Origin of the sequence: Janibacter sp. LM (assembly GCF_039631275.1) — a bacterium.
Lineage (GTDB): Bacteria > Actinomycetota > Actinomycetes > Actinomycetales > Dermatophilaceae > Janibacter > Janibacter terrae.
The window spans coordinates 1-12,651 of record NZ_JBDIVG010000036.1 but is presented as its reverse complement, the minus strand read 5'-3'; the positions used below and the strand labels follow the sequence as shown (position 1 = coordinate 12,651).

The 12,651-nt window shown below is 70.6% G+C and carries 12 protein-coding genes; 1 reads left to right on the top strand and 11 read right to left on the bottom strand.

Annotated elements, in window-relative coordinates; genetic code table 11:
• Window positions 1-71: 71 nt before the first annotated feature.
• Genes ABC138_RS16010 through ABC138_RS15980 form a run of 7 tightly spaced genes read right to left on the bottom strand, consistent with a single transcriptional unit; the run spans window position 72 to window position 7,321 of the window.
• Entirely contained in the window at window positions 72-1,211 is a 1,140-nt protein-coding gene (locus ABC138_RS16010; RefSeq protein WP_068324885.1) for a DUF3322 and DUF2220 domain-containing protein, read from the bottom strand.
• Window positions 1,208-1,675, bottom strand: coding sequence for an SbcC/MukB-like Walker B domain-containing protein (locus ABC138_RS16005; protein WP_345914303.1), 468 nt, complete (start codon window positions 1,673-1,675; stop codon window positions 1,208-1,210). Before ABC138_RS16005 ends, ABC138_RS16010 begins: the two co-directional genes overlap by 4 nt.
• 38 nt (window positions 1,676-1,713) lie before the next feature.
• Window positions 1,714-4,530: an ATP-binding protein gene (locus ABC138_RS16000; RefSeq protein WP_345914302.1), complete on the bottom strand. Its 2,817-nt coding sequence runs from the start codon at window positions 4,528-4,530 to the stop codon at window positions 1,714-1,716.
• Window positions 4,517-5,182 carry a DUF4194 domain-containing protein gene (locus ABC138_RS15995; RefSeq protein ID WP_082807520.1) on the bottom strand — a complete coding sequence of 222 codons (666 nt, stop codon included), beginning with the start codon at window positions 5,180-5,182 and terminating at the stop codon, window positions 4,517-4,519. The genes ABC138_RS16000 and ABC138_RS15995 overlap by 14 nt, the downstream gene beginning before the upstream one ends.
• Window positions 5,179-6,630: a DUF3375 domain-containing protein gene (locus tag ABC138_RS15990; RefSeq protein ID WP_068324887.1), complete on the bottom strand. Its 1,452-nt coding sequence runs from the start codon at window positions 6,628-6,630 to the stop codon at window positions 5,179-5,181. Before ABC138_RS15990 ends, ABC138_RS15995 begins: the two co-directional genes overlap by 4 nt.
• 47 nt (window positions 6,631-6,677) lie before the next feature.
• On the bottom strand, window positions 6,678-7,088 hold the full coding sequence (locus tag ABC138_RS15985; protein WP_068324888.1) for a type II toxin-antitoxin system VapC family toxin: 411 nt from the start codon (window positions 7,086-7,088) through the stop codon (window positions 6,678-6,680).
• Entirely contained in the window at window positions 7,085-7,321 is a 237-nt protein-coding gene (locus ABC138_RS15980) for a type II toxin-antitoxin system prevent-host-death family antitoxin (protein WP_169701892.1), read from the bottom strand. The genes ABC138_RS15985 and ABC138_RS15980 overlap by 4 nt, the downstream gene beginning before the upstream one ends.
• 134 nt (window positions 7,322-7,455) lie before the next feature.
• Between ABC138_RS15980 and ABC138_RS15975 the strand changes: the two genes are divergently transcribed.
• A complete protein-coding gene (locus ABC138_RS15975; RefSeq protein ID WP_345914301.1) occupies window positions 7,456-8,853 on the top strand; it encodes a hypothetical protein in 1,398 nt (465 codons plus the stop codon).
• A gap of 104 nt (window positions 8,854-8,957) precedes the next feature.
• Here the strand turns inward: ABC138_RS15975 and ABC138_RS15970 are convergent, their stop codons facing one another.
• The 4 genes from ABC138_RS15970 to ABC138_RS15955 form a co-directional block, all read right to left on the bottom strand.
• Window positions 8,958-10,088: an alanine racemase gene (locus tag ABC138_RS15970; protein WP_345914300.1), complete on the bottom strand. Its 1,131-nt coding sequence runs from the start codon at window positions 10,086-10,088 to the stop codon at window positions 8,958-8,960.
• 74 nt (window positions 10,089-10,162) lie between these two features.
• Complete coding sequence (locus ABC138_RS15965; protein ID WP_345914299.1) at window positions 10,163-10,771, bottom strand: LON peptidase substrate-binding domain-containing protein; 609 nt, start codon at window positions 10,769-10,771, stop codon at window positions 10,163-10,165.
• 115 nt (window positions 10,772-10,886) lie between these two features.
• Window positions 10,887-11,375: a hypothetical protein gene (locus ABC138_RS15960; RefSeq protein WP_345914298.1), complete on the bottom strand. Its 489-nt coding sequence runs from the start codon at window positions 11,373-11,375 to the stop codon at window positions 10,887-10,889.
• A gap of 206 nt (window positions 11,376-11,581) precedes the next feature.
• On the bottom strand, window positions 11,582-12,298 hold the full coding sequence (locus ABC138_RS15955; RefSeq protein WP_345914297.1) for a hypothetical protein: 717 nt from the start codon (window positions 12,296-12,298) through the stop codon (window positions 11,582-11,584).
• Between the last annotated feature and the right edge of the window lie 353 nt (window positions 12,299-12,651).

Below are 12,651 nucleotides of genomic sequence, written 5' to 3'. Positions count from 1 at the left end.
GCCGAGGCGGGACATGGCGAAGGGGGCAGCGCTCTCCATGGCGGTGCTCCCTTCGCCGGACCGGGTGATACTCAGACCTGCGTCGCCCGCCCCAGCTTCGTGATCGCCGTCGCCCACGGGATCCGCTCCTGCTCCAACCGCACATGCCCCTCTTCGGCGAGCCGCGCACGTGCCACCTGCTCGACATCCGTCAACGAGGGCAGCCGAGCCGTGACGGGCTGTGGGTCGGGTACCCACAGGTCTCGGTGGGCGAGCAGGGTCTCGACATCCATGAGCACCGAGACCACCTCGGGCAGGTGCGTCCGCAGCCGGTGGAGGATGGCGAAGCCGTGCGAGTCGAGGTCCCCCCAGTAGACGACGGGCGCACGCCGCACCCACGGCAGCTCCGCGATGACGTCGACGGCGTAGCCCGAGCCGTGCACGACGACGGCACCCGGCCAGGGTGGCATGGCAAGCACGGACTCGAGATTCTCGAAGACGAAGGTCACCCGCTGATCGAGCTCCAGCGACCGCAGCTGTGCGCGGCTCGCCGCGAAGTCATCGACGCCCCCGCGTGCCAGCTCCCGGTCGAGCACGCGCACCCGCACGAGCGGGTCTGCGGCGACGATGCCCAGGTCTGCACGGCCGCTGGCCGCCAGCACCAACGCACTGAGGACGCCGCGATGGGCGCCGAACCACTTGCTGTCCACCCCCCGGATGGGCAGCTGCCGCGGACGCATGCCGTCGACATCGTTGTGGCACAACCAGTCGGCTGCGGCGACGATCTGGTCGAAGCGCTCCGGCGTCAGCTCGACCAGGGTCGCCGAGTGGCGACGCGCAGCCGCCCGGACCCCTTCCGAGTCACCGACCACGTCGTGGATGCGGGCCAGGCGCTCGCTCAACGTCCGCCAGCGCCGGGCCGGTTCCCCCTTCGCCAGAGCGGCCACGGCGTCCGGGTCGCGCAGACGCAACCGCACCGGCACCGCTTGCCGGCCGATGCTGCGCCAGCTGCGCGTCTCCCAGTCGAGCTCGGCACCGGGCGGCAGCCGGGCCGCATCCCATTCCCGCACCCACGACTCGGCAGCGAGCTCGTCGGATCGCACCTCGCGCTCGGTCGGCGGTCGCAGGGCGATGCTCATCGCCGGGACGTCCACGGCCTCGGTGGCCCAGGCCGAGAGACGGCGGTGCAACCTCTGCCCCGCCAGCTCCCGAGCTTCCCGCAGCGTGATCATGTCGCCCCTGATGCTTCCCTGTCCCACTGCACCTGGGCCACGTCTGACCGCCGGCGGCTCGGGTTCTCGATGGACGTCGCGCCGTCGACGTACGGCTCGATCGTCTGGAGCAGCTTCTGCGGGGTGGCGAGGACCATCTGGAACCCGAACTCCACGAAGATGTCGAGCGCCATCCGCGTGTATCGGGTGTCCGCCTTGTCGAAGGCCTCGTCGAGCACGATGGTGCCGTACCGCGGGAAGGGGTCGTCGGTGTCCGCGAGCTGGTACCGCAGCGCGGCAGCGAGGCAGAAGATGACGAGCTTTTGCTGTTGCCCCCCGGACATCGCGGCTCCGGAGTCGTAGGTCGCCAGGACGCGCCCCCCTTCGTCGATCTCCTCCGCGAGGAAGGTGACGTGCTGCCGCGTGTCCAGGCACGCCTGCCGCCACGTGCGGTCGACGTGGTCGCTCGACTCGAGCCGTCGCATGATCTCGGCGAGCGTCGCGAAGCGCTCCTCGGCGGTCGTCAGCTCGTCGTCGGTCCAGCTGCCCTCGGAGATCGAGCGGAGATCTGCAGGAAGCGGTTGACCGTCTCGGAACGCCGCGTCTTCACCCGTAGCCGCAGGTACACCCCGACGTCGAAGGGAGACCGCCGCAGGCTGGCGTTGATGGGGGTGACCCGCTCGTCGATCTCGTGCGGCGCACCGAGGATGTCGCTGACCAGCTCGCCGATGAGGTCACGCGAGCGCTCGCGCAGGAGTCGTAGGAAGTCTGCTTCGTGCTCGGGCAGTCCTCGCGCGACGATCGAGTCCAGGAGCGTGAGGTAGCCGGACCGGTCGGCCACGGTCGGGGTCAGCTCGGTCGAGGCCTCCGGCCACCGGCCGTTGAACCTCACCGCTGACCTGATGAGTCCCTCGGATGCCTGCCGTGCCGTGTCCTGCGCCTGGTCCCGCTCGCCCTGGAGCGTGCGGAGCACGGCGAGGCCCACCTCGGGCAGCTGCTGACGGGTGATGTTGCGACGGATGCGGAAGCGTTGGTCGAGCTCGGCCGCCGTCGCGTCGTCCACCTCGGCGATCCGCCCGGCGTCGATCGCTGCTCGGGTCTCGGTGACCACGTGCGCGACCTCGTCGGCGGCCACCCGCGCGCTCTTGAGCCGCACCCCCACGTCGAGCGCCCGCTGCCGGGCAGCGACGCGCTCCTGGTCGGCACGCCGGACCGCGGCGAGGGCGGCGTCGAGACCGGCGTCGCGGGAGGTGAGCTCGGCGAGCTGCTCGTCGAAGGCACGTACGGCGGCAGTCGCGCCGTCCCGGTCGACGTCGGCCCATGACTGGTTGCGGACGACGCCGAGGACCCCGCGACGCTCCGACTCGGCATTGCGGCCGGCCTCGAGCCGCTCGATGATCTCCTGGATCCCGTCCACGCGTTCCTGGGCCGCCGCACGGTGCTCGAGGAGCGCGTCGAGGAGGTGCGCCGGGTCGCCGAGGACCCACCGTCGACGGTCGTCGATCGCCCAGCGGTCGTCCTTCTCGTACCGGGTCTGCGAGGCCCGTACCTGACCGTTGATCGTCACCGCCCGAGCGTGGTCGTCCATGTCGTCGGGACGCTCGACGCAGGCGTAGTCGTACCGCTCCGACAGCCGGCTGAGCACCCACGTCCGGAAGGCACCCTCGCGCACGGTCACCCGGTTGACCAGTGACAGCGGACTGCCGGCGGGGCGCGGGCTCGCGCCGTCGGCGGCCACCTCCTCGAAGACGACCCGCGTGCCCAGGCGCGTCGCGTCGATCCACCTGCGCGCGGCGGGCAGGTGCGGCGAGCGCACGAGCAGGGTGAGCGCGAAGGGTCGCAGCACCCGCTCGATCGCGCCTCGCCAGTCCTCGTGCTCTGGCCGCACGTCGACCAGCTCCGCGGCGAAGGGCAGGGAGGACTCCGGGACGGACAGCTGCTCCGCGAGCTGACGCCGGATGCCGAGCAGGTCGCCGGGCACGCCGCTGCGAGAGCTGCGAGCGGCCGCGATCGCCTCGTCCGCCGCGCGGAGGTCACCACGTGCGGCAGCCAGCTCCGCCAGCTGGTCATGGCTCGGACCTGAGGCAGTGGACGCTTGTGCGAGCAGCTGCTCGATCGACGCCATCAGCTCCGCATGGTCCTCCCGGGACGTCGGTGCGCCCCGGACCCCCACCCTCCGCAGGTCCGCGTCGAGCTGCTGCCACCTATCGTGGACGGCGCTCTCTCGCTGCTCGGCCGCTCGTCGCCGGTCCTGGAGCACCTCGGCCTGCCCGCCGCCGAGCTCGTTGGCGCGCAACTCGGCGGCACGGACGCTCTCGTCAGCCCGTGCGGCACGGTCACGCGCCTCCTGCTCGTCGGTCTCGAGTCCGATGAGCTCGGCACGCAGCTGCGTGCTCTCCTCGGCGGCGAGGCGCAGCGTGCGACGACGACGGTAGGGCTCCTCGGCCTCGATGAGCGCGTGGGCCTGCCGGGCGGCCGCGTCCGCGGCCTCGTAGATCTCCGCCTGAGCGCGCAGCTGCAGCAGGTGGTCACGCTGCTCGCGCAGCTGGACGATCCGCTCGTGCGCCGCCCGCAGCTCGGCGAACTGCGTGACGGCTGTCTCCGCGAGGTCGAAGGTCGTGGGTCGCTCCAGCATGTAGTCGCGGAAGAGCTGGTCGAGGCTGTCGAGGTTCTTGGCGGCCTGGGTCTTGTGCAGCAGCTGGAGCGCGGTCTCGTCACCCATGCCGAAGATCGATCGCAGCCGAGCGTAGAACCGGCCGTGGGCGTGATTGCTCGTGATGAGGGCATCGGGCCAGCGCTGCTGCAGCTTGCGCGCCTCGAGGCCGCTGGCCGCGTGCTCCTGCAGGTCGGCGAGGTCGACCTCGGAGCGCTCGATGAGGCAGATGTCGCTGAGGTCCGACGCGGTCGTGCCGGACGCCCTCACGAAGAACAGCCGCGCGAGCGACAGCAGGTTGCCCTGGCCATCGTCGAAGTGCAGCACGATGCCGCTCCATGTCGCCGTGCGGCGCAGGTAGGAGCTGACCACCCGGTCCTCGGTCTCGTCGATCGTGCGCGACCAGGCGCCGCGCACGTAGGTGAGCATGGTCCGCTGGTCGGCTCGCCGTCCGGCGCCCTGGGCTGCCTGGTTGAGTCGGAGCCACTTGTCCGGGGTGAGGACTGCCGCGATGGCGTCGAGCAGCGAGGACTTGCCGGACCCGGAGGGGCCGGTGATGAGGTGCCCTCGTCGGGCGATCGGGACACGGTAGATCGCACCGTCGAAGGTGCCCCAGTTCGCCAGCTGCACCTCGGCGAGACGCCACTGCCCCGCGAAGAGGGTTCCGGTCCCCTCAGGAGCCGTCACGGGCGCTCCCTTCGTCGTGTGCCGGCTCCGCGGACGGAGCCGGGTCCGCCGTCGCCAGCTTGCGGTACTCCTCCTGCAGCGTCACGGCGAGGTCGTGGTCGACGATGAACTTCACGACCGGGGAGATCTCGGCGCGGTCCTCGTCGACCGGGTGGATGACGCGGAAGCGGTTCATCATCCGACCCCATGCCGCGTTGAGGGTGCGTTGGTAGGTCTGGGCGTCGCCGGTGCGATAGACGAGCAGGCGCTCGAAGACCTCGTCCTTGCCCACGATCACGCGTGGCTCGCCCACGGCGGCGAGCAGCAGCTGGCGCAGGGTGAGCAGCATGATCGAGTCGACGAGGGTCAGGCTCTCGGCGCGCAAGGCGCTGGGTGCATCGATCTCCGCAACGCGGACCTTGCGGGTGAAGGCGAATTCGTCCTCGCGATCGATGACCAGGTCGAGGAAGAGGTCGTGCAGGCGCGATCGGATCTGCCGCTCGTCGGCGACGAGCGCCGCCCACAGCTGGGGACGTCGCCGCCCGGAGAGGTAGGGGCCCTTGAGGACCTCGAGCAGGGCGCGGCGGGAGGCGTCGCGGAGCCCGCCGAGGTCGCCGTCCCACAGCCGGGCTGTGGTGGGGGCGTCGTCGGGGGCCAGGTCGTCGTCGTTCATGCGATGGGCTCCCGGAAGAGGTGCCGGCCGACCTCGGCGGCTCGGTGGACGTCGTCGACCCCACGCCAGCACAGACGCTCGCGCGCGTCGGGGTCGACCTCGCCCTGGGTGGCCGCGAGGGACAGCAGCCCGATGACGCTGCCGAGGCCCTGGGTGGCGGGTCGTCGTCGGAGGATCTCCCCCACCGTCACGGGTGAGGTGGCGGCGAGCTCCGCGTTGACGTTGTCGATGAGCTCGGCGAAGTCGATCTCGCTCTCCCTGGCGACGGACTTGAGGGCCTCGAGGTCGAGGGGCGCGCCCGCGGCGTCCACCAGCACCTCGCCGGTGTCGAAGTCGCTCGGGTCGTGCAGGGCGAGCTCCCCGACCGTCGAGAGACGAAGGGAGGACAGCTCCAGATCTCGTCCGAGCGAGGTCGTGGGGCGCACCTCGCGAGCGGCCGGCCCGGCAGCGGCGAGCGTGGCCTGCAAGGAGTCACGCAGCACCCGGTCGCGCTGGAAGTCCTGCGAGTAGACGTACCGGCGCAGGCCGCGAGCGAACTCGGTGAGGACGAGGTGCACGTCGCGGCTGCTCGTCTTGAGGTCGCGGACGAGGGAACGCAGGGTGCGTCGGTCAGCGACCGGGAGGGTGTCGGCGAAGCCGCGCTCGAGCACCGCGGCGAGGTCGCCCTCCAGCGCCGACGAGCGCTCGGGGTCGCGGACGAGAGCGGCGAAGCCGGAGAAGGTCTGGCCCTCGTCGGAGGCCTCGATGAGGTCGACACCGCGGAAGACGTCGTCGAGCACCCGCCGGTCGCTCTCGTCGGCCTTGAGGATGCGCTCACGCAGGTCGTGGTTGAGGGTCTCGAAGCGCGCGCGCACGCCCGCGAAGTCGGCGGGGAGGTCCTGCGCCTGCAGGAGGATGTCGGTGGCCCGCTCGAGCGCGGTGCGCTCGTCGAGGACGGTCACCTCACCCGTGCGGACACGCGTGATCTCGGCGTCGATCCGGTCTCGCTCGTCCTGGAGCGCCTCGAGACGCCGGTGCACGTCGGGATCGGTGTCGATGGCGAGCTGCCGGATGGACTGCGCCAGGCTGATGAGCCGCGACTGCGTCACCGTGGACCGGGGTTCGTCCAGCTGCTCGAGCACGCGCAGTGCCTGGAAGGCGTCGGGGGAAAGCTCCAGGGTCTCGCCCCTGGCGCCGACCGCGGGACGTCGCACGAGGTAGCCGGCCCCACGCCAGTCGTCGCAGTAGGCCCGGGCCGTCTTCGGCAGGTCGAAGTGGTCACGCAGGAGCTCGAGGTCGGCGTCCATGACCTCGTACAGGTCGTCGGTGGCCACCCGCGTGCCGGCCCGCCCGAGGTGCGTGGACAGGAGGCCGGCGATCACCGCGACGTGGTCGGCCCTGAGCATCCGCAGGGCCGCGTTGTCGGCAACCGTGCGCTGCAGGGCGAGCGCCGTGGAGGTCGTGGTCACGTTGGCCATCCTGACAGCCGGACCCGACAGCGCTTGCAGACCCGCTGTCAGTGGCGTCGCACCTCGTGCACGACGAGCTCGTCGATCCCGGTGAAGTCCCGGGGATTGCCGGTGTACAGCGGCAGGTCGTTGGCCAGTGCGGTGGCGGCGATCAGTGCGTCATAGGCTCGAGCCGCCGGCTTGCGCCCAGCCGATCGCAGCGATGCGGCCACCCGGCCGAAGGCGCGTGCCGCAGCCGCGTCGAAGGGAAGGGGCTCGAAGTCTGCCTCCGCCTGCTGCAGGTGCGCCTGGCGGGCGGCTCGGTCGTGGTCGGACGTCGCGACGTGCGGGCCCACGGAGAGCTCGGCGAGCGTGATGGAGGTGATGCTCGGCTCCGCGGGCAGGGACGAGGGATCACACACCGCGAGATCGATGAGCGCGGAGGTGTCGAGGACTCCGTAGTCGCTGGGGTGGCTCACAGGGAGGGGTCCAGCAGCTCATCGATGTCGGCACGCAGCCGCTGCGCATCCACGGCCGGCAGGTGCCGTCGTCTCTCGATCAGCTCCTCGACCCGCGAGGCGCGTCGAGGTAGCGGGACGACCCGAGCAACTGGCTCGCCGTCCCGCGTGACCGTGAGCGACTCACCCCGCTCCACGCGACGCAGGACATCGCCGCCGCGGTTGCGCAGATCCCTCACGCTGACCCCTTCCATGCGATCAGCGTATCACGCGTGATACACGACGGCGGGCGTCGGCCGGGTCACCATCGGCTGAGCCGACCGCCGGACACGGCGAAGGGGCAGCGCTCCCCATGGCGCTGCCCCCTTCGCCCCGCTTGACTCTCCCCATGACGAGCGCCCCCCTGCCGCTGCCCGCGACCGACGCCATCCGCGGGGAGCAACCCGCGGCCGACCTCGGCGGGGCGGTCCTGCGGTACCGGTGCGCCGACGACGTCGCTCCCTTCGCCCGCCCGGTCATCGAGCGCTACCGGCAGTACCACGCGGCCGGCGAACCGCTCGACGGGTTGCGCACGATGGTCGGCTTCACGATGTGGCGACTGCGGCAATCGGCTCCGAACGAGTACTGGCTCACCGCGGCCGACTACGCCAGCGACGACATCGTCGACGTCGCGACCGATGACCTGACCTTCGCGCTGTGGATCGAGGCAGCGCAGACCGACACCACCGAGCGTGCGGGTGTGCGGGGTGATGACCTCGACCTCAGCTCCCGGGTCATGTTCACCAAGGCCGCGCTGACGGTGGTCGACAAGGGCCGCGCCGACGAGCTCGTCCTCGAGCGCCGCACGCCGGCGGACGACACGGACTCGGGCTGGCTCGTGCGCACGGCCGAGCGCTCCTTCCTGCGCAACAAGGAGGTCGAGATCATCGCCGGCGTCGTGGCCGGCACCGCGCCCCACCTGCTGCCCTACCTCGCACTCCCCACCGGCTCGGTCGTGCGGGTGGCCGACGGTCGTCACCTCGCGATGGAGGTGCCGGGCGCGGCCGAGCCGCTGCAGACGCTGACGACCGCGCTCGGCGGCGTGACGCTCACCGCACAGGCCGCAGCCCACCTCGCCCCGCTCGTGCAGGGTGTCCTCGACGAGTTCGCCGCGCAGGGGACGGTGGCCGTGGGCTCGCGCGTCGAGTCCGGGTACACCCCCTTCGTCGTGGAGCAGGGCGAAGGGGGCACCCTCCGTGTCGTGTGCGCGGACTTCTCCTCGCCGGAGGACTACCGCAGCGGCACGACCGCGGACTTGTCCGTCCCGCTGGCGACGCAGGTGCTGCAGGCCTTCACGGTCAAGGAGTCCGGGGTGCCCGGCGAGATGACGCGCGCGGACGAGTCGGTCGCCATCCAGGCCGCGGCGCTCGAGGACATCGTGCTCGGCGTCGCCTCCCCGCTCGTCATGGAGCGGGTGGGCCACTCTGCGGGCCGCGAGGTGCTGGCCGACGGCACCCGCCGCTCGGGCTGGTGGATCACGGCGCCCCGGGCGCGTAGCGAGGAGGAGGTGGCGATCCGCAACATCGACGCCGGTGAGCTGCAGGCCAGCGACCCGACCTTCGCGAAGTACTACTGCCTGCCCCACGGCACGATGCTGCGGTTCGCCGTCGGTGAGCTCGTCGACGCCCACCTCGTCGACGACGCGAAGATGGCCGCCCTCGCGGACGCCGACCCCACGCGCACGATGGGCGACCTGCTCGCCTCCGGCGAGGCGTCCCGCCGGCTCCCGCTCGCGGACGGCTCCTGACCCGGCCCCGCTTGAGGAGCGCGCAGGCGGCCCGCCCCCACGCTCCCTGAGGAGGTTGCGCAGCAACCGTCTCGAAGGGACGCAACCTCCTCAGCGAACGGACGTCACCACCCGCGGCACCGCTCCCACCGCTCGCTGCAGGGTTCCCCTTCGCCGGCGACGACCTCGTAGTGGTCGTGCTGGGAGGCGGTGGCACAGGCGTGGATCGGCAGGATCCGCACGCGCGTGCCGACGGGCAGGTCGGGCAGCTCGCGCTCGACGCCGGGTCGGATCGCGAGCACGCCGTGCTCCTGGCTCGCGCCGACCATGAGCAGGTCGGGCAGGACCTCCCCTTCGTCCGTGGTGACGAGACCGAGGTGCTGGTCGACGGCCTGCGCGGCGGTGCCGCGGTCGCTCGAGGTGGCCATCCACCCGGCGTCGGTGAGGATCGACGCGTCGTCCGGCCCGCGGCCGATGACGGTCGCGACGACCGACAGGGCGAGGTCGTCGAGCGTGCAGACGCCGATGCCGGCCATGACGAGGTCGAAGAAGACGACATTGCCCGCGCGCACCTCGGTCACCCCGGCGAGGTCGGTCGCGGCGTGGGCGGTCGGGGTCGAGCCGACGCTCACGACGGGGGCGGCGTGGCCGGCAGCCCGCAACCGCTCCGCGGCCTCGACGGTGGCCCGCCGCTCCTCTTCTGCCGCGTCACGCTGGGCCTGGGGCGTGGTCGCGAAGTACGACCCACCCGCGTGGGCCATGACCCCGCGCACCTCGGCCCCGCCGTCGGCGAGGACGCGCGGGATCTCGAGGAGGTGCGGGTCGTCGGGGCGTACCCCGCCGCGGTGCCCGTCGGTGTCGATCTCTATGAGGGCCGGCAGCGCCTCCCCGTGCCCGGCGACGAAGTCCGCGACCGCCCCCGCCTGCGCCACCGTGTCGAGGAGGATCACCATGTCGACTCCGCGCCGGCGCAGCCGCGCGACCCGCTCGAGCTTGCCGGGCGCGATACCGACGGCGTAGAGGATGTCGGTGTAGCCCGCGTCGGCGAAGAACTCCGCCTCGGCCAACGTCGAGACCGTGATCGGCCCGGTCCCGCCGTCGAAGATCATCGCCGTCGGCTCGAGCGCCTTGCTCGTCTTGACGTGCGGGCGCCAGGTCACACCCAGGTCGTCGAGGTGGGCGCGCAGGCGAGCGACGTTGCGCGCCACCTTGGCTCGGTCCACACGGGCGAAGGGGGTGTCCGGCAGCGTCGTCATGGGGTCATGATGCCCCCAACGATCCCTGAGGAGGTTGCGCAGCGACCGTCTCGAAGGGTCCCCGAGCTACGGCCTCACACCGGGTCATCGGGGAACTGCATCGGCAGCAGGTCCAGCGCCTCGGTGGTCAACCGCGCGGTGCTCTCGAGCAGCTCGTCGACGGTGGCCGAGCGCAGGAGCGTCTGATGGTCCAGGGCCCCGAGAGGGGCGATCCCCGCCAGCTGCCAGCTGCGGCTGACGGGGTCGTCGGACAGCTCGACGTCGGACGGCCAGAGGTGCTCGTGGTACTCGCTCATCACCGCCAGGGCCCGCCGGACGAGGTGCTCGGTGTCTGTCAGACGCGGGGCGTGCTCGCTGCTCCACTCCAGAGCCGGCACGAGGCGTACCTCGGCCCGCGGATAGGGGTCGTCGGGGAGCCACTGGACGACCTCGAGTCGGTCGCCGCCGCGTGCCAGCAGGCCCATCCGACCGCCGGGCATAGGGCGCAGCTGGTCGATGGTGGCGACGGTGCCGATGGAGAAGCGCTGGTCTCCCCCGCCGACCTCGACGCCGCGCTCGATGAGGACCACACCGAACTGCCTGTCGCCGCCCACGACGTCCCGCATCATCGCCAGGTACCGGGGCTCGAAGACCTGCAGGAGCAGCGGGCTCCCGGGGAGCAGGGCTGCCCCCAGCGGAAACATCGACAGGAGGTCACCTGACCAACATGGCACACGTGGTGGCGGGTGGGCGCGAGCCGGCCCAGACCTGCCCGCCGAACACTCCTCGCCAGGGTGGCTGGACGTGCTTCGCGCCCGATCAGCCCTGACGGGGACCGAAGTCGATGAAGTCGGCGAACCCGTCGGCCCGCTCGTCGGGTGACCACACACCCGCCACCATCCAGTCCTCGTGTCCCTGCATCGCCTCAGCGATGCGCTGGCGGACCTGCGGCACGGACATGTTGAGCGGCCACGACGTGGTGAGGCTTCCGGCTGGGCCTTCGACGTGCGCACCGCGCGCCTCCAGTCGACGGGCGAAGGCCACGCTGGCGTGGTCCAACACCTCGCGCGATGGAGCCACCTGCTGAGGCTTGCTCAACGACCGACCGCCGACACCGCTCAGGTCAAGACCCGCGACACAACGGTTAGCCACCTTGACCACCTCGGTGATCTGCAACCGCGAGTCGCCGCCGCGAGTCACTCGCACGACGTCGTCCGGAGCGAGAGCACAGAACATCGAGACGTTGTGCAGGACGAAGGTGTCCTCGCCCTCGCCGGCAGGCTTGGCCCACAGGGATTCCGAGCCCACCGGCACCTCGTCGGTGAACCGCACAATCAACTTGACGAAGTCAGCGTCGATTCCTTGGACGCCCTGACCAAGACCTTCTGAATTCTACAAAGCAACCCCTGCCTTGTCGAATGGTAGAAAACATGCATAGCTAAAAGGACTTCAAATCATGCAAATGGCACTTGCACCATCGCCGTCGTGGCGTCGTTCAGAGGTCTTGATCGAGGTTAGAAGGAAGTCCATTCGGGACCCGCGTAGAGGCGCAGGTCCACTCGCGAGTTCACACCCAGCTGCTCTCGCGCGGCGTGAATGATGTCCTCTGAGTGAGTCCACACCATGGGCCGGGCGTCGGGCTTGTGCACGACCAACGAGTCCCAGGTCCCACCGTTGACGCGGACCTCGACGACGGTGTCATCACTGGGCACCCACGTGTATGTCGTCAGGTCACCTCGAACGCTCGTCATCGGTTCAGGCAAGTCGGTGTCGTGCCGGATGAGGTCCTTCGCCCGGACAGCTGCGCCGCTGGGCTGCCCCTGCTCCCCCGTGGTGTCGTGACGCCGGACTCTCACGATCTCGCATGTCCCCCATACGTTGTGCAGATAGTCCGCCAGGCGCATTCCCTGCTCCCGCTCGTCGGAGCACTCCCAAGCCTCGAAGCCTGCAGTGTCCCGGTCCTCGAGGTCGCCGCGCGCGCTGGCGCGCGTCACGCTGTAGCCCCAGTCGTCGACGATGCTGCCGTCCTCGAGCAGGAGCCACACGCTGTCCGGGACACTCCCATCCCGATGGATCTCGTACTTCACGTCCTCGACCTCGACGATCGAGGCGGGCCGGCTCCGCGCCTCCCCTGCCTGGGACTCCAGCTCGCCGGCACGCCGGAGAGCATCTTCCTTGGTGACGTGGAATCCCTCATCGAGGTTGAAATCGACAAACCAGATAGAACTCATGAAGAGCCTCTCAAAAAGATGGGTGACGAAGCCATTCCCCCCCTGGCTTCTAGGATTATTCTATCCCGAATAAAGGCCACGAGGAAGCCCAAAAACCCCCGTGATTAACGTCCTGACCACGACGTCTCGGCCCAGACCAAGACGACATTTCACACCACTTTTACGGTGGTCGAATGTGTGCTCAGGTCAAGTCCCGGGTGGTGGTGTAGCGGCGTGTTCTCCTTGGCTAGGGGTTAGGTGGTCAGTGCTGGCAGGGTGTGGTCTCCGATCTCGGGGTTGATGTCGGTGACGATGGTGATGCGGCAGCGGGCCAGGACGTCGAGGCCGAGGTAGCGCCGTCCTTCGGCCCATTC

Bases quoted from the DNA above. Each gene is read 5' to 3' on its own strand.
- ABC138_RS16010 (WP_068324885.1), bottom strand. From the start codon at position 1,211: ATGATCACGCTGCGGGAAGCTCGGGAGCTGGCGGGGCAGAGGTTGCAC.
- ABC138_RS16005 (WP_345914303.1), bottom strand. From the start codon at position 1,675: ATGCGACGGCTCGAGTCGAGCGACCACGTCGACCGCACGTGGCGGCAG.
- ABC138_RS15995 (WP_082807520.1), bottom strand. From the start codon at position 5,182: ATGAACGACGACGACCTGGCCCCCGACGACGCCCCCACCACAGCCCGG.
- ABC138_RS15980 (WP_169701892.1), bottom strand. From the start codon at position 7,321: ATGGAAGGGGTCAGCGTGAGGGATCTGCGCAACCGCGGCGGCGATGTC.
- ABC138_RS15975 (WP_345914301.1), top strand. From the start codon at position 7,456: ATGACGAGCGCCCCCCTGCCGCTGCCCGCGACCGACGCCATCCGCGGG.
- ABC138_RS15970 (WP_345914300.1), bottom strand. From the start codon at position 10,088: ATGACGACGCTGCCGGACACCCCCTTCGCCCGTGTGGACCGAGCCAAG.
- ABC138_RS15965 (WP_345914299.1), bottom strand. From the start codon at position 10,771: ATGTTTCCGCTGGGGGCAGCCCTGCTCCCCGGGAGCCCGCTGCTCCTG.
- ABC138_RS15955 (WP_345914297.1), bottom strand. From the start codon at position 12,298: ATGAGTTCTATCTGGTTTGTCGATTTCAACCTCGATGAGGGATTCCAC.